This window comes from Clostridium felsineum DSM 794, from assembly GCF_002006355.2.
GTDB classification, from domain to species: domain Bacteria; phylum Bacillota; class Clostridia; order Clostridiales; family Clostridiaceae; genus Clostridium_S; species Clostridium_S felsineum.
The window spans coordinates 2003073-2025913 of the sequence record NZ_CP096980.1 but is presented as its reverse complement, the minus strand read 5'-3'; the positions used below and the strand labels follow the sequence as shown (position 1 = coordinate 2025913).

The 22841-nt window shown below is 31.7% G+C and carries 17 protein-coding genes; 3 read left to right on the top strand and 14 right to left on the bottom strand.

Going from position 1 to position 22841, the window contains the following annotated elements:
• Window positions 1–11 precede the first annotated feature (11 nt).
• The 3 genes from CLFE_RS09535 to CLFE_RS09525 all read right to left on the bottom strand — a co-directional run bounded on the left by CLFE_RS09535 (window position 12) and on the right by CLFE_RS09525 (window position 2907).
• Complete coding sequence (locus tag CLFE_RS09535; protein ID WP_077895287.1) at window positions 12–1301, bottom strand: MFS transporter; 1290 nt, start codon at window positions 1299–1301, stop codon at window positions 12–14.
• A gap of 30 nt (window positions 1302–1331) precedes the next feature.
• Window positions 1332–1646, bottom strand: a complete 315-nt coding sequence (gene rhaM / locus CLFE_RS09530) for an L-rhamnose mutarotase (protein ID WP_077895288.1) — start codon at window positions 1644–1646, stop codon at window positions 1332–1334.
• A gap of 298 nt (window positions 1647–1944) precedes the next feature.
• The gene (locus tag CLFE_RS09525) at window positions 1945–2907 is read right to left on the bottom strand and encodes an AraC family transcriptional regulator (protein WP_077835462.1); all 963 of its coding nucleotides are present in this window, start codon (window positions 2905–2907) and stop codon (window positions 1945–1947) included.
• A gap of 240 nt (window positions 2908–3147) precedes the next feature.
• On the opposite strand from CLFE_RS09525, the gene CLFE_RS09520 reads away from it, so the two are divergent.
• Both CLFE_RS09520 and CLFE_RS09515 read left to right on the top strand, forming a co-directional pair.
• Window positions 3148–4851 carry a methyl-accepting chemotaxis protein gene (locus CLFE_RS09520; RefSeq protein WP_077895289.1) on the top strand — a complete coding sequence of 568 codons (1704 nt, stop codon included), beginning with the start codon at window positions 3148–3150 and terminating at the stop codon, window positions 4849–4851.
• Between the two features lie 11 nt (window positions 4852–4862).
• The gene (locus CLFE_RS09515) at window positions 4863–5825 is read left to right on the top strand and encodes a sugar ABC transporter substrate-binding protein (RefSeq protein ID WP_077895290.1); all 963 of its coding nucleotides are present in this window, start codon (window positions 4863–4865) and stop codon (window positions 5823–5825) included.
• A 62-nt stretch (window positions 5826–5887) separates the two neighbouring features.
• Here CLFE_RS09515 and CLFE_RS09510 read toward each other — a convergent pair whose 3' ends face one another.
• The 10 genes from CLFE_RS09510 to araD all read right to left on the bottom strand — a co-directional run bounded on the left by CLFE_RS09510 (window position 5888) and on the right by araD (window position 20535).
• Entirely contained in the window at window positions 5888–6796 is a 909-nt protein-coding gene (locus CLFE_RS09510; protein WP_077895291.1) for a DMT family transporter, read from the bottom strand.
• Between the two features lie 153 nt (window positions 6797–6949).
• Window positions 6950–7978, bottom strand: coding sequence for an aldose epimerase family protein (locus tag CLFE_RS09505; RefSeq protein WP_077895292.1), 1029 nt, complete (start codon window positions 7976–7978; stop codon window positions 6950–6952).
• 15 nt (window positions 7979–7993) lie between these two features.
• Window positions 7994–9985 (bottom strand): transketolase, encoded by a 1992-nt coding sequence (gene tkt / locus CLFE_RS09500; RefSeq protein ID WP_077895293.1) that lies wholly within the window; start codon window positions 9983–9985, stop codon window positions 7994–7996.
• 17 nt (window positions 9986–10002) lie between these two features.
• Window positions 10003–10650 (bottom strand): fructose-6-phosphate aldolase, encoded by a 648-nt coding sequence (gene fsa / locus CLFE_RS09495; protein ID WP_077835579.1) that lies wholly within the window; start codon window positions 10648–10650, stop codon window positions 10003–10005.
• A 181-nt stretch (window positions 10651–10831) separates the two neighbouring features.
• Window positions 10832–12298, bottom strand: a complete 1467-nt coding sequence (gene araA / locus CLFE_RS09490; protein ID WP_077895294.1) for an L-arabinose isomerase — start codon at window positions 12296–12298, stop codon at window positions 10832–10834.
• A gap of 50 nt (window positions 12299–12348) precedes the next feature.
• The gene (locus CLFE_RS09485; RefSeq protein WP_077895295.1) at window positions 12349–13716 is read right to left on the bottom strand and encodes a sugar porter family MFS transporter; all 1368 of its coding nucleotides are present in this window, start codon (window positions 13714–13716) and stop codon (window positions 12349–12351) included.
• 219 nt (window positions 13717–13935) lie between these two features.
• Window positions 13936–15540: a xylulokinase gene (locus CLFE_RS09480; protein ID WP_077852945.1), complete on the bottom strand. Its 1605-nt coding sequence runs from the start codon at window positions 15538–15540 to the stop codon at window positions 13936–13938.
• A 172-nt stretch (window positions 15541–15712) separates the two neighbouring features.
• Entirely contained in the window at window positions 15713–18103 is a 2391-nt protein-coding gene (locus CLFE_RS09475; protein ID WP_077895296.1) for a phosphoketolase family protein, read from the bottom strand.
• A gap of 247 nt (window positions 18104–18350) precedes the next feature.
• Window positions 18351–19817: an L-arabinose isomerase gene (gene araA, locus CLFE_RS09470; RefSeq protein WP_077895297.1), complete on the bottom strand. Its 1467-nt coding sequence runs from the start codon at window positions 19815–19817 to the stop codon at window positions 18351–18353.
• A 16-nt stretch (window positions 19818–19833) separates the two neighbouring features.
• Window positions 19834–20535 carry an L-ribulose-5-phosphate 4-epimerase gene (araD, locus tag CLFE_RS09465; RefSeq protein WP_077835585.1) on the bottom strand — a complete coding sequence of 234 codons (702 nt, stop codon included), beginning with the start codon at window positions 20533–20535 and terminating at the stop codon, window positions 19834–19836.
• A gap of 523 nt (window positions 20536–21058) precedes the next feature.
• On the opposite strand from araD, the gene CLFE_RS09460 reads away from it, so the two are divergent.
• On the top strand, window positions 21059–22147 hold the full coding sequence (locus CLFE_RS09460) for a GntR family transcriptional regulator (protein ID WP_077895298.1): 1089 nt from the start codon (window positions 21059–21061) through the stop codon (window positions 22145–22147).
• 75 nt (window positions 22148–22222) lie between these two features.
• Here the strand turns inward: CLFE_RS09460 and CLFE_RS09455 are convergent, their stop codons facing one another.
• The gene (locus tag CLFE_RS09455; RefSeq protein ID WP_077835587.1) at window positions 22223–22825 is read right to left on the bottom strand and encodes a manganese catalase family protein; all 603 of its coding nucleotides are present in this window, start codon (window positions 22823–22825) and stop codon (window positions 22223–22225) included.
• Window positions 22826–22841: the final 16 nt, after the last annotated feature.

Below are 22841 nucleotides of genomic sequence, written 5' to 3'. Positions count from 1 at the left end.
TATTATTTACTTTAAACTGCATTACCATAACGTTCTTTCTCAATTTCCTCAAGTGACCTACCTTGAGTATTTGGTGCAAATATAACTCCAATAGCTGCACTAATTATAAGAAAACCTACCATACATACTGCTGCTAATTGAAAGCCAAATTTACTCATAATTGTTGGAATTACAAAGCTCCATATTCCGAGTGCTACACGAACAATAAAGAACATCACCCCTTGAGCACTACCTCTATATTTTGTTGGGAAAAGCTCACTGGACCATAATTGATAAAATGGCTGTTGACCAAATCCACAAGAAAATCCATATACAACAACAAATATAACAAGCATAAAGGGTTTCATACTGGACTGAGGTAAAATAAATATTGACCATGCTATTATTGCCATTATAGAGGATACTGCATAAATACCTCTACGGCTTACTTTATCTCCCAACTTCATAAAAATAAAGTATGTTCCACCTGCTGTAAGTGCAAATAAAGCTGCTTGAAGCAAATTGGCTGTTTTAGAGGATACATTTCCAACTGTTTGATATATTAATGGCATAAAGAAGCCCATTGTTCCTGCTGCTAAATTCCAAAATAAATAAACTCCCACTAGAAATAATAATGTTCTTAAATTTATTTTCACAAATAAATTTTTTAATTTAGCCTTTTCTACTACTTGTCCTTTTGCTCTGAGTTCCTTTTCTCTTTCTCTTTCAGCCTTCCAAGATGCTGATTCTGGAACTCTTCTTCTTAATATCCAAGTAAATAATGCCACGAAAAATAAATGTGCGAAAACTATACGACTGCCAAGAAGTCCATATCTATCAAGTACAACTGAAAGTACATACACTATAACTGGACCTGCTGACCATGCAAGCTGTGCTGATCCACAATGCTTAGCTCTATTTTTAGCTGGCGCACCTTCTGCAATGGTTGTCCAAGATGCTGGAATATCAAAACCAACCGATAAACCTATGATTACATATCCAATGAAAAAGGCTGGAAAACTATGTGCAAAGACAATTAGCGCTACGCCTATCATATAAAATATCATAGAACAATTATATATAAACTTACGTCCATATTTATCGCACAGCTTACCACCTATTAATGCACCAATAGCAGCTGAAATAGCATTTGAACTAAAAGCACTCAAGGCTCCCAGCTGTAAATCAGTCATATGAAGATACGCTGTCCAAAATGATAAACCTGCTGCACCAGCAACAATAGAACCTGCATCAATATAGTTTGCCATGGATGCTGCAACCGTCGGTAACCAAGATGATTTTTTTTCTTCACTATTATTCATTATTCATCGCTCCTATCTAAACCTTTACATTTAATCTAAATGAAACACTTCTCTCAATTCAATTGACACAGGACTATTATCCTTATTGGTTTCCATAATATCTTTCATATATTTCCACCATTTTTTACAAATTTCCGTTTCACCTGTTTTATTCCATCTTTCTTCATTTTCTATTTCTACATATGCAAATAAATTATTACTTTCTTTATCTAAGAATATAGAATAATTTTTCGCACCATACTTATGTAACATTTGTACCATTTCAGGCCATATTTTACTGTGACGCAGCTCATATTCTTTCTCAAATCCATTAAATAGTTTCATTACAGTTCCTTTTCGAATCATTTTATTCTCCTCCCTAAACGATAAAATTAATATATCGCTCATAAAAAATTAATATTTTTTAATAATAGATTTTTGTTAAAACGTTTACTGATGTTTACATTATAAACTTCGTTTCTGCATTTTTTAATATCCAAATAATTTATTTTTTTTATCCTTATTTGCACTTATTATACTTTTTATACATTAAAAGTTTGAGTGTATTTTTACCTTATTACGTAAAAAAGCTGTATTACTAACTTATAGCAATACAGCTTCTATCCTTATTTTTTTATTTAATTTTATGCAAATTAAAAATTAATCACATTTCATCCCTATATTTTTTAGGAGTAACTCCATATTTTTGTTCAAATATTTTATAGAAATATGTTGGATTTTCATATCCTATGGCATCAATAATATCCAATATTGAATAATTACTGAATTCAAGAAATTCTACAGCTTTAGTTAATCTTTTTTCCTGTAAAAGTTCTTTAAAGGTCATGCCTGTATATCTTTTTATTAGTCTACTTAATTTGTAATGAGGCTGTTTAAACTTTTCACAAATATCACTCAATACAGCGTCCTTATAATTTTCTTCTATATATTTAAAAATATCTATCATAATCTTTTTTTCATAATTATTGGAAGAATAGCTATCCATATATTGAGAATTTCGCATAAGTTCAATTAAAAGTAGACCAACCATAAGCTTTATAGCCGATTTACTCATAACCGATGGTGAATACAATTCTATTATGATTTTTTCTAAAAGCTTTTGAATTTCTTCTTGATCTGCTACTTTAAAATACAGGTATTCCCCCTTGTTATATTCTTTATATAAGGTTGTAACCAAAAACTTACTTATTACATTTTCATTATCTAAAAAAGTTAATACATAATCAAAAAACTCAGGTTTAATTATAAAATTGATTATTATATCCTCTTCTTTTGCCGCCTCAATTCTATGGGTTATAAATTGATTTAAAAAAATAATTTCTCCCCTTTTAAGAGTAATACTTTTTCCATCTATGCTTTCTCTTAGTTCTCCCTGATACACATAGCTAACTTCTATGTAATTATGATTATGTTCTGGAAAATCAATAAATCTAGTATGCTTTCTAATATCAATTAATTCGCCTTTAGGAAGAAGCATATTACTATCAATGATAAACTTATTCTCATTTGTATAAATACTCTTATCTACTTTAAAAACTTTCTCATCTAAAATTTTTCTTTCTTCCTCTGTTATCTCTAAAAGTTTATCATGTATACTCTTTTTCATTACACTCCTCCTGTATTCTTTTACCTAAATTTATATTATAACATTTGAATAAATTCTACAACATATTAATTAATTTATATCATTAGTAGTGTATTTTATGTATACAATAGCAGAACTGATCTGCCATAATTTGTGTCGTTAAATCTATTATGTATATTACGATAAACCTGTTAGTAACTTTTATATTATTTAATGCTTGTAATTATAAAATAATCAATTTTATTCCAGGAGGATTGAATTATGCATAAAAATATTCAGGGCAATATACGTAATCGAAGCTTAAGAGTAAAGCTAATTACTATTCTTGCAGGTATTATTATTCCTATGACCTTTCTCAGTATAGGAACCTTTGCAATCATGAAAAATTTAATGAACAGATTAGATACCATGATTGAAGTAACCGTAAAATCCAATGAGATTTTTTCATTAGTTGATACTTCAACCAGTGAAGTTAATAACGTTGTATTGAATAAAGATGATAAGTCCAACAATGCCGCCTTAAAAACTTTAAGGACTGTAAAAAACAACATTAACTTCATTAAAGAAAATACTACAAGCCTAAATAGTATGAAATCAGTAGATGTTATTGAAAGAATTATGTCTACTTACGAAGAAAATCTCAATAAATTAATTGAGGCTAATAAATCCGGAAATGCAGAACAAGCTATGAAAAGCTTTAAAGTAATTTCTTTAACTTTAAACTCCTCAAATGATAGTATACAGGATTTAGTTACAAATCAACTTACAGATCAAAGAACCGAAAAAATAGCTCTACTTAAAACTGCAAGCGTTATTGGTATCGTAATTATACTTCTTATAATATCAATAAGTATATTAAGCTTTACTGTAGCCACTTACTTAATAAATACCATAGTTAGCACTATTAAAAAATTAGTTAATTATGCAACCTCTATAGCCGAAAATGATCTAGCATTAGCTGATATAGATATAAAATCTTCTGACGAATTAGGTGTACTTGCAGAGGCTTTTAATAAGATGAAAGGTAATCTTAGACATTTAATAAACAGAATTAATAATGAGAGCAGTAACGTAACAGATGCTGCATATAATCTTCAAACAAATACAGAGCAAAGTTCAAAAGCACTTGAACAAATTGCAGTATCAGTTCAAGAATTGTCTGAAGGAGCATTAATCCAAGCAGATCAAGCTGAGAAAACCGTTTCTGTAGTAAATGATCTATTTAAGGCTAATAAAAGAATTAGTGAAAATGCCTATAAAGTTTTAAGTACTTCTGATGCCGCAACAAATGCAGCTGTACTCGGAAATGAAAAATTAAAGAAGGTAATCGAACAAATAAAAATTGTAGAAAGTAAAATAGTCCCTGTGCAATCTATTGCAGAACTTTTAAATCAACGATCTAATGAAATCAAGACAGTAGTTGATACCATCACAGAAATAGCCTCACAAACTAATTTATTAGCTTTAAACTCTGCTATTGAAGCAGCTCGTGCTGGAGAAAATGGTAAAGGCTTTGCAGTTGTAGCTGATGAAGTTAAGAAACTGGCTGAAGATTCACAAAATGCTACTGTAGAAATAACAAATATGTTACTAGAAATACAAGAAAAATCAAATACATTATCAAAAAATATGATCTCTGGTGTACAAGAAATAAAAGAAAGTACTTCAATCGCAGAAACTGCAAAACAAGCATTTAATGATATACTAAACACTAGCAGTGATGTGGACAAACAAATGAAGGAAATATCAATGGAAATCGAAGGTATTGTAAAGGAAATTTCTAATGTAGAAAGAATGAGCCTTGATATAGAAAAAATTGCCAAAAGTTCTTCTGAATCAAATCATGATGTTGCTGCTGCTGTAGAAGAACAAACTGCTAGTGTTGAGGAAATTTTCTCTACTACCACTGTTTTATCCAAAATGTCTAATGAATTAAAAACTTTGATAAATGAGTTTAAAGTTTAGGAGGATTTTCCATGAAAAAGACTAGCCATATTTTAATTTTACTTATGATAGCTACATGCTTTTTGTTTACAGCATGCTCCTCAAAACAGGCAATAGTTTATAAAAGTAAAAAATATAGAATAGGACTCTCCATTCCTGCTTCAGATGATAATTTTAGAAATAGAGTAATAAGTGCTATAAAAAAAGATGCCCAAAGCTTAACTGATACTGATTTAGTTATTGTAAATGCTAAAGGTGATCCTGCAAGACAAAAGGCTCAAATCTCCAATTTGGTAGCTCAAAAATGTAATGCCATAATAGTTTTGCCTGTTGACACTGAACAATCTGGTGACTACACTCAAATAGCAAAGGATTCAGGTGTTCCAATAATAAGTGCCAATACCTTTTTAAAAAATCAAAATGATGCTGAAGCATATGTAGGTTCTGATTCCATAACTTCTGGTATTATGGAAGCTGAATATGCCGCAAAACAGCTTAATGGCAAGGGTAACGTAGTTATTTTAAAAGGAGAAGCAACTCACGAAGCTGCTATCAAAAGAACAGAAGGAATCAAACAAGTTTTACAAAATTACCCTAATATAAAGATAGTAGCTGAAGAAAATGGTGACTGGAAAAGAACCCTCGGAATGCAAATTACAGAGAACTGGATTAAAAACAGCACTAAATTTGATGCTGTCTTAGCTAATAATGATGAAATGGCAATTGGTGCAATAATGGCATTAAAAAATCATAACTTAATAAATAATGTTTTTGTTGGAGGTGTTGATGCTACACCTGATGCTTTAAAGTTTCTTAAGGAAGGTAGTCTTAAGGTTACAGTATTTCAAAATGCATCAGGACAAGGTTCAGAAGCTTTAAAAGCTGCTTATAAATTAGTTAAGGGAGAGAAAATAGATAAAAATATTTTCGTACCTTATGAACTTGTAGTACCTAGTGATGCAGATAAATATTTAAAAATGCAAGGTACAAAATAAAATTTAGTTTTTATAAAAAAGAAAGTACTACAATTTAAAAATAGTGCTTTCTTTTTGACATATTATGAGACTTTTTTAACCTCTTTGTTATTATTTCTTTTTAAATTCTTGTTATCAGAGAAAATACTAAATAAAATGCCACTTATAATTAATACTGATCCAATTATAAATCTTCTATTTATAATCTCATCTAAGAAAACAAAGCCTAAAAATGCAGCTACAACTGGCTGCAAAGGATAAAAAAGAGAGCACTTTCCCGCTTCAATCATTGAAAGACTTTTATTCCATAATAAATGAGGAATAGCTGTACAAATGATTCCCATATAAAAAAGACATACTATATTAATAGCTGTAAAAGCAATATGCTTAGTAGTACTAAGTTCAACTATTGATGCTGGCAGTGAGAATATCATTGCAATTATAATAGCATAGGTAGTAATTGTTACCGCATCATATTTCTGTGTTACTCTACGTACAAGTACTGACATTAAAGACCACATAATTACTGATATAACTGAAAATAAAATTCCAAGTAATGCTCCACCTTTTCCTCCTCCAACAATTATATATGCACCTACAATTGATGCTGCTACTGCAATAACCTTATTAATTGTAACCTTTTCCTTTAGTATTGGCACTGCGAACATAATTATAAATACAGGATTCATTGCATTTATAATTGAAGCAGTAGATGCATTAGCAAGCTTTGTTCCTATCATTTGAGCTGCAATAGAAACAAAATATCCTATAAAACCAATACAAAAAATATACTTGTAATCTTCCTTTGCAATTTTATCTTTTTTCCTTCTTTTAAGTATTATAAAAAGTACTATGGCAGCTATAACATACCTAAAAAATAAAACCGTAATTGGCGGCATAGTGTTTAGCACAAATTTACTTACTACATATAAGCTTCCCCATGCACTAGTAGTAATAACTAAAAACAAATAAGCTAATTTTTTATTATCCATCCTTATATCCTTCCTTCTAATTGTCATAAATTGTATTCTAGTATTAGTCCTTTTTTATTATATCACTATTTTACTAAATAGGAAGTTATAACTATAAATACGTAAAAACAGCTTTTCACTATACTTTAATAACATATAATGAAAAGCTGTTTTTTAAATTACTGAAAAATGATATTTTATATTATAAGTTTTTCTTTCATCCTTAAGAAGCAATATATCACCAAAATTACTATGATTAATTGCATCTGGGAGAGTTTGTGGTTCTAGTGCTACTGCACCGTATTTAGGTATATTCTTACCATTTAGCTTAAGATCTTCGCATGGAAAATTCAAAGTATATAGAATCAACGCATTACGATCTGATTCTATAGAAAGCTCTATTCCTGTATCAACACTACTTAAAGTTGCTGCTTTTTCAGACTTAAGTTTAAAAGGATGATCTATTCCTTCTAAATTATATTCTTTCTTAACCTTATCTATGGAATCCATTAAATCTCTAGCTTCTAAAAAATCAAATTCTGTTGCCTTAACTTTTTTAAGTTTTCCTGTTGGTACATTATCTTGTCTAGTTTCTGCAACATAATCTGCATTAATTTTAAGCCTATGGTTTTTAAGTAAATTATCTAAATTTCCACTTAAATTAAAATAGGAATGCACTGTTGGATTAAAGAGAGTATCTTCATCTGATAATCCACTAAAATAAATATTCAAATCATTGTTATCATTTAAAGAATATGTTATTTCAGCCTTAAGTTCTCCTGAAAATCCACCTTTTCCTTCATTAATTGTTTTATAAAAAGTCACACTGTTTTTCTCTTCAGAAACTTTACTTTCCCATATATATGAGTTAAAACCGTATTTACCCCCATGAAGAACATTTTTTCCTTCATTAGCTTCAAGTGCATATTTCTTGTTCTTTATTTCAAATTGTCCATTATCAATACGTCCTGCTACTCTTCCAATTGCTGCACCTGAAAACATTTTTGTGTCTTTAACATAGGAATCTAAATCATCAAGCTTAACTAAAACATTTACTGGCTTTTTGTTTTTATCCAAAGCCAATATTTCTGTTAAAGTCGCACCATGAGAAATACAGGAGAACTTCATGCCATTTTTATTACTTATAGTATACTTATAAATTTCTTTTCCTTCTAGGTTTCCATAAACACTCTTTTCAATCATATTTACTACCACCTTTTATTTTAAACTTTCCAAAACTTTTTTAACTTTTCCAACTACATTTTCTATAGTAAAACCAAATTCCTTAAATAAAATCTCTGCTTTTCCTGATGCACCAAAGCTTTCCATACCAATTACTTCACCATCAAGTCCAACATATTTATGCCAACCAAAAGTTGATGCTGCTTCTACTGCAACTCTTGCTCTAACCTTACTTGGAAGTATAGATTTCTTATACTCTTCACTTTGCTTCTCAAACACTTCAAAGGAAGGCATACTAATAACCCTTGCATCTATATTTTCATCCTCAAGTTCTTTTGCTGCCTTTAAAATAAGTTCAACCTCTGAACCGGAAGCCATAAGTATTACATCTGGATTTTCTTTATTTTTAGAATGCTTTAAAATGTAGCCACCCTTTAATGCATTTTTTCCTGAAGTCTTATACAAAGGAAGAGTTTGTCTTGTTAAAACTAAAGCCGTTGGACCAGTTTTAGAATTTAATGCACTATACCAAGCTGCTGCCGTCTCATTTGAATCCGCTGGTCTAAATACAGTCATGTTAGGCATAGCTCTTAAGGCTGCTAATTGTTCAATTGGTTCATGAGTTGGTCCATCTTCCCCTACACCAATACTGTCATGAGTCAAAACATAAGTTATTGGAAGTTTCATTACAGCTGAAAGTCTCATAGCTCCCTTCATATAATCGCTAAACACAAAGAAAGTTCCTACAAAAACTTTAAGTCCACCGTGCAAATACATTCCGTTTGCTATAGCTGCCATTGCATGCTCTCTAACTCCAAAATGCATGTTAGCTCCACTTCTATTTTCAGCCGAAAAATCTCCTCTGCCCTCCATGTAAGTCTTATTGGATGGCGATAGATCAGCAGAACCTCCTATTAAGTTTGGAATAAGCTTTCCTAGTCTATTTATTATAACTCCAGAAGATTGTCTTGTTGCCATAGCCTTATCAAACTTCCAAAAATCCTCATTATTCAAAAGTTCAGTTGGTGTTTTTTCACTAAACCAAACTTTCCACTCCTTATAAAGCTCTGGATATTCCTTTTTGTACTCTTCGAACATACTATTCCATTTATCTTCTTCCTTTTGAGCTCTTTCTTTAAACTCTTCAGTATATGCTCTCACCTCTTCTGGAACAGTAAAAGGCTCATAATTCCAATTCAATGCTTTTTTTGTAAGCTTTAAATTTTCATCACCTAAAGGCTCTCCATGAGCAGATGATTTTCCTTGCTTTGATGGGCATCCATATCCTATAATATTTTTAACTATTATTATGGTAGGTTTATTTTTTTCTGTCTTAGCTTCCTTTACTGCCAAGTCTATCTTTTCTATGTTTGTTCCATCCTCTACCTTAAGAACCTGCCAGCCATAAGCCTCATATCTTAAAGCTACATTTTCTCTAAAGGCTATATCTGTGCTTCCCTCTATTGATATATTATTTGAATCATATAAAACTATCAATTTCCCAAGCTGTAGCGTGCCTGCAAGTGAACTTGCTTCTCCTGATATTCCCTCCATAAGACAACCATCACCCACAAGTGCATAGGTATAGTGATCTATAACATTGTAATTCTTCTTATTGAATTTATTAGATAGATAAGTTTCTGCTAATGCCATTCCTACAGCATTGCATATTCCTTGTCCCAAAGGTCCTGTTGTAGTTTCAACTCCCTCAGTCCATTCATACTCTGGATGTCCTGGAGTTTTACTTTTAAATTGTCTAAAGCTTTTTATTTCTTCGATACTTACATTGTATCCAAATATATTGAGTAATGAATATAGAAGCATAGAACCATGACCTGCCGAAAGTACAAATCTATCCCTATCCTTCCATTTTGTATTATTAGGATTATGTTTTAAATGTCTACTCCAAAGTGTATATGCCATTGGTGCACATCCCATAGGTAAACCTGGATGGCCAGACTTTGCCTTTTGTATAGCTTCTGCAGAAAGAATTCTTATGGTATTTATAGCTAAATTATCTATATTCATTTAAGTATTCTCCTTTATTATTTATTAAAAGCTTCTTCCCAATCCTTCATAAATCTTTCTATTCCTGAATCAGTCAAAGGATGCTTTACTAATTGCTTTAAAACCTTATATGGAATTGTTCCTATATGTGCTCCTGCCTCAGCTGCATCAATTACATGTTTAGGTCCTCTTATGCTAGCTGCTATTATTTCTGTCTTTATGTTATGAATTGAAAATATATTAACAATTGACTTTATTAATCCCATAGAATCAGCGCCTATGTCATCAAGTCTTCCTAAGAAAGGACTAACAAAGGTAGCTCCTGCTCTAGCTGCTAAAAGAGCTTGACCTGCTGAAAAAATAAGGGTTACATTAGTTTTTATACCCTCACTTGATAATACTTTTACAGCCTTTAAGCCTTCTTCGGTCATTGGTATTTTTACTACCATATTTTTATGAATTTTTGCAATCTCTCTTCCTTCTTTTATCATTCCTTCAGCCTTAAGTGAAATAACTTCTCCACTTATAGGTCCATCCACAATAGATGTTATTTCTTTTATAACTTCATTAAAATCTCTTCCTTCTTTTGCTACCAGTGAAGGATTTGTTGTTACTCCACATATTATCCCCATGTTATTTGCTTCTCTTATCTCTTCTACATTAGCTGTATCTATAAAAAGTTTCATTGTTAATGCCTCCTATATTTTAAGCTTTATTCAAATAAGCTCTCTTCTTAATACTTATTCAAAACAAAGCCCTCTTAATTACTATAATTTATAATAAAAATTAGAAATTAAATGCGTATTAATGGAACCCTACACCTAAGTTTAGATTCCATTAATTACATTTAACTTTATTTACAGTTTTTTATTTTGTTGCCATATTAATTATGTCTCTTAATTTAGTATCTTTATCTATTATTACAGCTTCTAAGCCTACCATACGACTCCAATCATAAACTTGTTCTACTGTTAATTCTAGTGTAACAACTGTATGATGTCCGCCGCCTGCATAAATCCAAGCTTTAACTCCTTCAATGAAGTTTGGTTCTGGTTTCCATACCATTTTAGCAACTGGTAAATTTGGCATATCTTCATCAGGCTCTACAGCTGTAAGTCCATTTATTATTAAACGATAATGAGTTCCTAAATCAAGCATTGAAACTGCTACACCTTTTCCTGTTGAACCATTGAATATTAAACGCGCTGGATCTTCTTTATCTCCAATTCCTAGTGGTTTAACAACAACTTTTGGCTTATCTGAAGCGAAGGTTGGATCAACTTCAAGCATATGAGCTCCTAATGCCTTCTCATTTCCACGACTAAGTTCATATGTGTAATCTTCCATAAAACCTGTTTTAGTGTTATTAGTCATAACCTTTAATAATCTATCTAAAGCTGCAGTTTTCCAGTCTCCTTCACCTGCAAAACCATATCCTTCTGCATTTAAACGTTGTACTGCAAGTCCAGGTAACTGTTTCATTCCATAAAGATCTTCAAAGTTTGTTGTAAATGCATTATAATTTCCTTTTTCTAAGAAGCTTCTTAAGCCTATTTCAATTTTAATTTGCTCTTTAACTTGCTTCTCATAGAAAGCAGGATCATTTTCGCCTGGATCTAAAATATATAGATCTTTGAACTCTTCATAAGTTTTATTTATTTCATCTTGGCTTACTTTGTCCATTTCAGCAACTAAATCACCTATACCAAAGTAATCTACTGTCCATCCAAATTGAATTTGAGCTTCTACTTTATCTCCCTCTGTAACTGCAACATTACGCATGTTATCACCAAAACGTGCAACTTTTATGCTTTCACTTGCAATATAGCCTGCAGCAACCTTCATCCAATCTGAAACTTGTTTTTGAACTTCTTTATCCTTCCAATATCCTACAACAACTTTATTATGCTTTTTAAGTCTTGCATTAATAAATCCATACTCTCTATCACCATGAGCACTTTGATGTAAATTCATATAATCCATATCTATTGTTTTCCATGGAATATTTTCATTATATTGAGTTGCAAAATGAAGTAAAGGTTTTTGTAATATCTTTGTACCTGCTATCCACATTTTAGCTGGAGAAAACGTATGCATCCAAGTTATAACTCCTGCTACCTCATCTCTATAGTTAACTTCCTTCATTATTTCTTTTATTTTATCAGCAGAAGTTGCTAAATCTTTAAATATTATTTTATATGGAAGCTTAGCACTTTTATTTAATTCATCTACAATTGTCTGTGAATTTTTTCTTACCTCTTTTAAAGCATCTTCACCATATAGATGTTGACTTCCTACTACAAACCAAAATTCCATTTTTTTATTTTCTAACATGATATATCTCCCCTTATCTATTTTTATTTATTCTAAAAAACATTTATAAACTACTCATTTAATCCTCTAATTTTTCCAATAGAACGATTGTACAAATATGTCTCGATTTCTTCTAGAGATTTTCCTTTTGTTTCATAAAGAACATACTTTGCAAATAAGAAGCCTATTACACAAATTGCAGCAAAACCGAAGAAGATTACAGATAAACCTACAGTTTCAAGTAATACTGGGAAGAATAAAGCAACTAAAATGTTACCAAACCAGTTCACTGCTGATGCAATACCTGTTGCAAGTCCTCTAACATTACTTGGGAATAATTCTCCAACAACAATCCATGTAGTAGCTGCCCAAGAGTATGCATAGAAAACAACGTATAGACATATGAAGAAGAATACTAACCAAGTTGCCCATGCATGTTTAGCTTCAGAATATGGATAAATTAATCCAACTAATAGAAGCGATAAACCCATTCCAATAGAACCAGTCATAAATAATGTACGACGTTTGAATTTGTCTACAACCATTAAAGTTACAATAGTTGCCAATACTAGAACCACACCAATTCCAACAGTACTAATAGTTCCACCATTTGATGATCCAAAAACATTGGATAAAATTTGTGATGAATAGTAGAAAATAGTGTTTGCACCTTGAATTTGTTGAAGTAGTGTTAAACCACAGCCTGCAATTACAGCTGGTAGTGCTTGTTTTGCAAATAAATCTCCAAAAGAACCTGATTCAGTATGTTTTGAATTAACAATCTCTTGATATTCAATTTCAGCTTCTTCTTTTGAACGTAAAGTCTGAAGTACTTGTTTTGCTAACTCTGTTTTTCCTATTCTAGCTAAGAATCTTGGTGATTCTGGAAGTATGAATGTTCCTATTAAAAGAACCATAGCTGGAACCATAGCTCCTCCAAGCATCCAACGCCATCCTTCAAATGCACCAGCAAACGCAAAATTTACACCATATGAGAAAAGCATTCCAACAGTTATCATTAATTGATTTAAACCAGATAGTTTTCCACGTGTTTCAGCTGGGCTAATTTCACCCATATACATTGGAACTAAAGCAGAAGCACCACCTACAGCTACTCCTAAAATAACACGAGCACCGATTAAAAAATTAGTACTAGTAGAAACTGCCGAACCTAATGCACCAATCGCAAATACTATAGCACTCCACATAATCATTCTACGACGACCAAATCTATCGGCTAGTGACGCCATTAATGACGCTCCTATCATAGCTCCAACAAACAATCCAGAAGTGATAAATCCTTCTAACCAAGAACTTACATGCCACGTTGCATTAATTCCAGGTAAAGCACCATTAATTATTCCAATATCATATCCAAACATGAATCCACCGAAGGCTCCAAAGAAATAAATTAGTGCTGGAGATATTTTTTTATTCATTTTATATTCCTCCTCAATTTGTAATTAAATAATACTATTGAATTAGACTACCACAATTGTTTTAAAACGGTTACATTAATGATAAACTCTTATCTTACCTTCTAATAACATCAATCCTTTCAGCAATTATTTAATATATATTTTTAACAATCAGATTAAATCTTGACTATCTGTTAAGGTAATAAAGATTTAATTCTGATCATTTTCTAAGCTTTACTCTTAAATTAAATGTTCTACTGCTGCTTGTTGTATAGGAATTCCTTTTTTATATCTTTCAATAAATTGTTCAAAACCTTTAACATCCTTTGGATCAGGTTGTACTTCTTCTGCTACATAACCTGCAAAAACATGCTTTGATAAGAATTCTGCCAAAGTAGTTTTATCCTCGTTATTCTTTAAGTAATTAGCTAGTATTGCAATTCCCCAAGCTCCACCTTCACCTGCAGTTTCCATAACTGATACAGGAGCATTTACTGCACCTGCCACTGCTGCTTGACCAACAATAGGTGTTTTAAATAATCCACCATGTCCAAGTAATTTATCAAGCTTAACAGCCTCATCTTTCAATAGAATATCCATACCAATTTTTAATGCACCTAAAGAAGTAAATAAATGTGCTCTCATAAAGTTTGGTAGATTAAAATTGCTTTTTGCTTTTCTTACAACCATAGGTCTTCCTTCTGAAACACCTGTAATATTTTCACCTGCAAAATAGTTGTAAGCCAAAACTCCTCCACAATCAGCGTCACCCTGAAAAGCTTGAGTATATAATGCCATATAAAGAAGATCCTTCTTCATAGTTACATTTATAGCTTCAGTGAACTGCTGAAAAATATTAACCCAAGCCTCTAAATCTGAACATCCATTATTTGCATGAGCCATTGCAACCAAATCACCCGAAGGGGTTGTTACTATATCTATCTCTGGATGAACCTTATTAAGAGGTTTCTCAAGAACAACCATAGCAAAAATTGATGTACCTGCTGAAACATTTCCTGTACGTGGTGCCACTGAATTTGTAGCAACCATACCTGTACCCGCATCACCTTCTGGTGGACACAACGGAATACCTGGCTTAAGGTTTCCACTTACATCAAGCTTCTTTGCTCCTTCTAAGGTTAACACTCCAGCATTTTCTCCTGCTAATAAAACCTTTGGTAATAATTTTTCTAAATCTAAAGAATGTTTTTCAACTTCTGGTAAATGCTTAAAAGTTTCTAACATATTTTTATCATAGTTATGTGTATTCATATCAATTGGGAACATACCTGAAGCGTCTCCAATACCTAAAACCTTTTCACCTGTTAGCTGCCAATGAATGTAACCAGCTAAAGTAGTTAAAAAATCAAGTTTTTCAATATGGGGTTCATCACGAAGAATAGCTTGATATAAATGAGCTATACTCCATCTTTCAGGAATATTAAACTTAAATAAGTCTGTTAACTTTTTAGCTGCTTCTTCAGTCATTGTATTACGCCAAGTTCTGAATGGAACAAGAAGTTCTCCTTTATTATCAAAAGCCATATATCCATGCATCATTGCTGAAAAACCAATTGAACCAATGGTAGAAAGTACTACTCCATATTTTTCTTTTACCTCAGCAAAAAGCTTTTGATAACTGTATTGTAACCCTTTCCAAATTTCATCTAAAGAATATGTCCAAACTCCATTTTCTAAACTAGTCTCCCATTCAAAGCTTCCACTAGCAAGTATGGAGAAATCGTTTGCAATTAAGACAGCTTTAATTCGAGTAGATCCAAATTCTATTCCAAGTGATGTTTCACCATTTTTAATTTCTTGTACTCTTTTTTCTTCTATAGTCAATTTTAAAACCCCTTCCCGAAATATTTAAGTAACTCTTTATATTAAATATACTACTTTTGTACGTACATGTCAACGTTTTTTTTAAAATGGTACGTACCTATTTTATCTTTTTTACCTTTTATAATGTAACTGTTATACTAATCTCTTAGTATAACAGCCAATTTATTAATGTTTATACATGCCACTGCCAGTTGGATATTTCAGGTAAATCCTCTCCAACCTCACGAATGTATTGGTTATGCTCTACCAATTTATCATTCATTAATTGAACAAGATGTGCACCACGATTTCCAAGCTGAGGTAAATTCTCAACTACATCTTTTACAAGATTGAAACGATCTAATTTATTTTGAACACGCATATCAAATGGTGTTGTAATAGTTCCTTCTTCCATGTAACCATGTACATGTAAATTTCTATTTTCACGATGGTATGTCAATTGATTTATTAAATGGGCAAAGCCATGGAATGCAAATATTACAGGCTTATCAGTTGTAAATAATGCATTATAATCCTTGTCACTTAAACCATGAGGATGTTCATTTTCTGGTAATAATTTCATCATATCTACTACATTTACAAAACGAACCTTTAATTCTGGTAAATGTTCATGTAAAATTGTAACAGCTGCCAAAGCTTCTAACGTTGGAGTATCTCCACAAGAAGCTATAACTACATCTGGTTCTTGTCCTTTATCATTACTTGCCCAATCCCAAATACTTATTCCTTGTTCTACATGCTTAACAGCTTGATCCATTGTTAACCATTGTTGTCTTGGGTGTTTAGAGGTTACTAGTAAATTAATTTTATGTTTAGTGTGAAGACATTTATCAAATACAGCTAATAGTGTATTTGCATCTGCTGGTAAATATGCTCTAACTATTTCAGGTTTTTTATCTACTATATGACCTAATAAACCTGGATCTTGATGAGTATATCCATTATGATCTTGCTGCCATACGTTAGATGTTGCTATTAAATTTAAAGAAGCAATATCTTTTCTCCAAGGAAGCTCAGATGTAACCTTTAACCATTTACCATGTTGAGTAATCATAGAATCTACAATACGAAGGAAAGCTTCATAACTTGCAAAGAATCCATGACGACCTGTTAAAAGATAGCCTTCTAACCATCCTTCACATAAATGCTCACTTAGCATTGAATCTACAATACGTCCATCATTTGCTAAAAATTCATCATTTGGCTCCTTAATTTCTGATAACCATTGACGTTTAGTACCTTCAAAAACTGCCCATAATCTATTAGACATAGTTTCATCTGGTCCAAAAATACGGAAATTACGAGTATCTTCGTTTAATTTAACAACATCACGCACATATTTTCCAAGTTCAATCATATCTTGCTTAACTACGCTACCTGGTGTAGGAACATCTACAGCATAATCACGGAAATCAGGTGTACGTAATTCACGTAATAATAAACCGCCGTTAGCATGAAGATTTGCTGCCATTCTCTTAGGTCCCTTTGGAGTTAACTCTTCAAGTTCTGGTACTAATCTATAATTTTCATCGAATAATTCTTCTGGTTTATAACTTTTAAGCCATTGTTCCAATAAATCTATATGTTCCGTATGATATCTATCAACTGCAAGTGGTACTTGATGCGCACGGAAAGAGCCTTCGTTTGGAACACCATCTACAAACTTAGGACCTGTCCAACCCTTTGGTGTACGTAATACTATCATTGGCCACTTTGGACGTGAACAATCTTTATTTTCACGAGCATTTTTTTGAATACTCAAAATTTCTTCTGTAACTATATCTAAAGTCTCTGCCATTAATTTATGCATTACTTCAGGATCTTCGCCTTCTACAAAATAAGGTTTCCAACCATTTCCTTCAAAGAATTTCTCTAATTCATCCTTTGGAATACGAGATAATACAGTAGGATTACTGATTTTATATCCATTTAAATGTAAAATAGGGAGTACTGCTCCATCAGTAACGGGATTCAAGAATTTATTCGCTTGCCAAGAAGTTGCAAGAGGTCCTGTTTCTGCCTCTCCATCTCCAACAACACAAGCAGTAATTAAATCTGGATTGTCAAAGACAGCACCAAAAGAATGAGCTAAAGAATAACCTAATTCACCGCCCTCATTTATTGAACCAGGTGTTTCAGGTGCCATATGGCTAGAAATTCCACCTGGAAAAGAAAATTGCTTACATAATTTTTTAAGTCCATTTAAATCACGGCTAACATTAGGATAAACTTCACTATAAGTTCCATCTAAATAAGAATTAGAAACCATTACTTGTCCACCATGACCTGGTCCAGAAACATAAATCATATCTAAATCATATTTTTTAATAACACGATTTAAATGAGCATATATAAAGTTTTGACCAGGAATAGTACCCCAGTGTCCAACAACCTTTCTCTTCAAATGTTCTGGTTTTAAAGGTTCTCTAAGTAATGGATTGTCTAGCAAATATAACTGACCTACAGATATAAAATTAGCTGCACGCCAATAAGCATCAATTTTTTTTAAGTACTCAGGTGTAATTTCCCCTTTATTCTTATGTTTTTCTATTATACTTTGCATAATATTCCTCCTAATTTATAATTATGAAATCATTTAGTGTGATTTTATGACACATTTTTAGATTCCTTGTTTATAATTTTAATTAAAGACTTAAACCAAATATTATATGTACTATAATTATAGTAAAATATTTGTACGCACATGTCAATATATTTTAATTTATTTGTACGTATAAATTTACATTTATTTAATCAACTATGAAGTTATTACGCTTAACTTCATAGTTGTTAATCTACTAAAATAATTATTATCTTGAAGTTTCTCTTATAATATCTCTTAAATTTGTGTTATGATCGATTACTATAGCTTCTAATCCTACCATACGGCTCCAATCATAAACTTGATCAACTGTTAACTCCAAAGTAGCAACAGTATGATGTCCACCTCCAGCATAAATCCACGCTTTAACAGCATCCTTAAAGTTTGGTTGTGGCTGCCATACTAATTTAGCTACAGGCAAATTAGGTGCATCTTCTGTAGGTTTAACTGCCTTTACTTCATTAATAAGTAAACGATAATGAGTTCCTAAATCAAGCATAGATACAACTACTCCATCACCTACAACTCCATCAAATATTAAACGAGCAGGAGCTTCTTTGTCACCAATTCCAAGTGGCTTAACTACAACTCTTGGTTTACTAGCAGCAAGGGTTGGATCAACCTCAAGCATATGTGCTCCGAGTATTCTTTCGTTACCAGCACTTAGTTCATAAGTGTAATCTTCCATAAATCCTGTCTTTTTATTATCTGTCATGATTTTAATTAAACGATCAAGTGCTGCTGTTTTCCAATCTCCTTCACCTGCAAAACCATAACCTTCTGCATTTAAACGTTGAACTGCAAGTCCAGGTAATTGCTTCATTCCATATAGATCCTCAAAATTTGTTGTAAATGCTGTATAGTTACCAGCTTCTAAGAAATTACGTAGACCTATCTCTATCTTGATTTGTTCTTTTACATGCTCTTCATAGAACTTAGGATCATTATCCTCTATATCTAATATATAAATATCTTTAAACTCTTCATAAGTAGCATCTATATCCTTTTGTGAAACCTTGTCCATTTCAGCTACTAAATCGCCTATACCAAAGTAATCTACTGTCCATCCAAATTGAATTTGAGCTTCTACCTTGTCTCCTTCTGTTACAGCCACGTTACGCATATTATCGCCAAATCTTGCAACCTTTATGCCTTCACTTGCAACATATCCATAAGCTATCTGCATCCACTGTGCAATTTCCTTTTGAACTTCATCATCTTTCCAATATCCTACAACAACTTTATTATTCTTATTTAATCTGGCGTTAATAAAACCATATTCCCTATCACCATGGGCACTTTGATGTAAATTCATATAATCCATATCTATAGTTTTCCATGGGATATTTTCATTAAATTGTGTTGCCAAATGAAGTAATGGTTTTTGTAAAAGTTTTGTTCCTGCTATCCACATTTTTGCAGGAGAGAAAGTATGCATCCAAGTAATAACTCCTGCTACTTCATCATTGTAATTTACTTCCTTAACTATATTTTTAATTTCATCTGCTGATGTAGCCAAAGCTTTAAATACGATAGTATAAGGCAATTTTCCACTTTTATTTAAACAATCTACAATTTCTTCTGAATCTTTTTTTACCTCAGCTAAAGCTTCTTCACCATATAAATTTTGACTTCCTACTACAAACCAAAATTCTAACTTTTTATTTATCAACATTTTATGTCCTCTTTTCTTACTTTGTTTTTTGACCATAATATGCATTTGCACCGTGTTTTCTTTTGAAATGCTTGTCTAATAAATCTTGGCTCATTTCAATATTATGAGGATTAAGCTGCAGCGAATGATAAGTCATTTTAGCAACCTCTTCTAATACAACTGAATTGTGCACTGCATTTTTAGGATCAGTTCCCCAAGTAAAAGGTGCATGATCATTCACAAGTACGGCTGGTACTTCATTTGGATTAATTTTATTTTCCTTAAAAGTTCTTACTATGACATCTCCTGTTTGCTTTTCGTAATCTGTAGCTATTTCTTCTTTTGTCATTGCCTTTGTTACAGGAATATTGCCATAAAAATAATCACCATGAGTAGTACCAGCTGCTGGAATAGCAACTCCCGCTTGTGCAAAAGATGTAGCCCAAGGTGAGTGTGTATGCACAATTCCTTTTATATCAGGAAATTCCTTATATAAAACTATATGAGTTGGGGTATCACTGGAAGGATTTAAGTTTCCCTCTACAACCTTTCCATTTAAATCTACAACTACCATATCACTTGCCTTCATTTGATCGTACTCTACTCCACTTGGCTTTATTACTATAAGACCTTTTTCTCTGTCAATACCACTAACGTTTCCCCAAGTGAATACAACCAAACCATATTTAGGTAACATAAGATTTGCTTCTAATACTTCCTGTTTTAAAGCTTCTAACATAAAGTACTCCTCCCTAATCTTTAATTTTTTAAACTACATTACCTTTAAGAACTTTACATTCTTTTTATAATGTATTTATACACAATTTCTTGAAACATGCTCATTTTAGCTTTAATTCATAAAACGTTTACTGAAATGTTAAAATAAATATTAGTACTTACTTTTTAATAATTGGATATAATAATTAATAACTATTTGTTTCTCTATCCTTGCTTTGTTTTATATCTTAATCTTTTAGAAAACGATTATATTTATATAATATTATTTGTACTTATAAATGTCAATACATTTTATTTTTATACGTATAAATTTATTTAAAAAATCCATAACTACATTACTGAAAACCTTATAATTAATATGCATTTCATTGTCTCAGTTATAAATTTAACTATAATGCATCTTTATTGTAAAAATTAGTCCTTTTAAAATTCATGCGTATAAATAAAAATCAACGTTGTTGTGAAATAGGTATATTTTTGATATAATGTTCCTATAAAAAACAATTATTTTTTAGGAGAAAACAATGAAGCATAAATATGAAGAAGTAGAAGACAAAATTATAGATTGGGCTACAAACGGCAAATACGAACCCCACGAAAAGATTCCAACTGAATCTGAACTTATGGAAATGTTTAATGTAAGTAGACATACCATAAGAAAAGCTATCGGTGATCTTGTAGCTAGGCAATATGTATATAGGATTCAAGGAAGTGGTATATATATTTCTGACTGGACGGAGAATAGAGAATATCTTAAAAGCACTAAAAATGTCGCTGTACTAACAACCCACATATCCAATTATATCTTTCCTGATATAATTAAAGGTATGGAAGACACACTTTATTCTGAATCCTACTCACTTTTACTATCTTCAACAAATAACAATGTTATGTTTGAAAATAGTAATTTAAAAAATTTATTAGCACATAAAGTCGATGGTCTTATTTTAGAACCAACTAAAAGTGCGTACCAAAGTCCAAATATAGGTTATTTAAATAATATAATCTCCAAAAACATTCCAATTGTGACCCTAAATGCTTCCTATCCTGAATTAAGCGTTCCTAGTCTAAAGGTAGATGACTTTAAGGGTGGTAAAATAGCAACAAATCACCTTATCTCTTTAGGTCATACACGAATAATGGGTATTTTTAAAGCAGATGATTCACAGGGAATAAATAGAATGAACGGTTTTATTTCAGAATGTCAGGAAAATAATATTCCTCCCTTTTCTGGTCAAATTTTAACATATCTATCTGAGGAAATCACTTCATCCCTTCCTGATAAAATAGAATATGCATTAAAATCAGAAAAAAGGCCTAGTGGAATTTTCTGCTATAATGACGAAATAGCTTATATAGTTCTTACTATTGCTGACAAATTAAATATTAAAGTTCCTGAAGAATTATCCATAGTTGGTTTTGATGATTCTAGTCTTGCTGTAATACTGCAGCCAAACTTAACTACAATAACCCATCCAAAGGAACAAATGGGTAAAGATGCAGTTAACTTAATTATATCTTTAATAAATAATAATAATCATTTTGAAGCTAGTGATTCTATTCTTTATGAACCTGAGCTTGTTATTAGAAATTCCACTGCTAAATTAAAATAATTTGTCCTTTGCACGTAAACTCTATTATACAATTAAGAGGCATATCGTTTAATGATACTGCCTCTTTTTTATCACCTATTTTTTCATGCAATCTGGTTTTTGAATTACAGCAAGCTTAGGCTCCTTAAGATAATCTTGAACTATTCTCAAAGCCTCTCCAAATCTCTGAAAATGAACTACTTCCCTTTCTCTTAAAAATTTAAGTGGTTCAATTACATCTGGATCATCACAAAGTGTAATTAAATATTCATAAGTTGATCTTGCCTTTTGTTCTGCTGCTAAATCTTCATAAAGGTCTGTTATAGGATCTCCTTTTGATTGTATATATGCCGCTGTAAATGGATTTCCTGCCGCACTTGCTGGATAAATACCTGAATCATGATCTGCAAAATATGCATCTAATCCACTTTTTTTAAGTTCTTCAACACTAAGTCCTCTTGATAATTGACGAACTATTGAACCTACTATCTCAAGATGTGCTAATTCCTCAGTACCAATATCATTTAAGGTTGCTATTGCTTGGGGTGTAACCATAGAAAATCTTTGGCTTAAGTATCTAATAGATGCAGCCAACTCACCATCTGGACCACCGTATTGGGTTATGATTACTTTCGCTAACTGAGCATTAGGATTTTTAATTTTCACTGGATGCTCTAGTTTTTTCTCATATATCCACATTTATTATCTCTCCTCT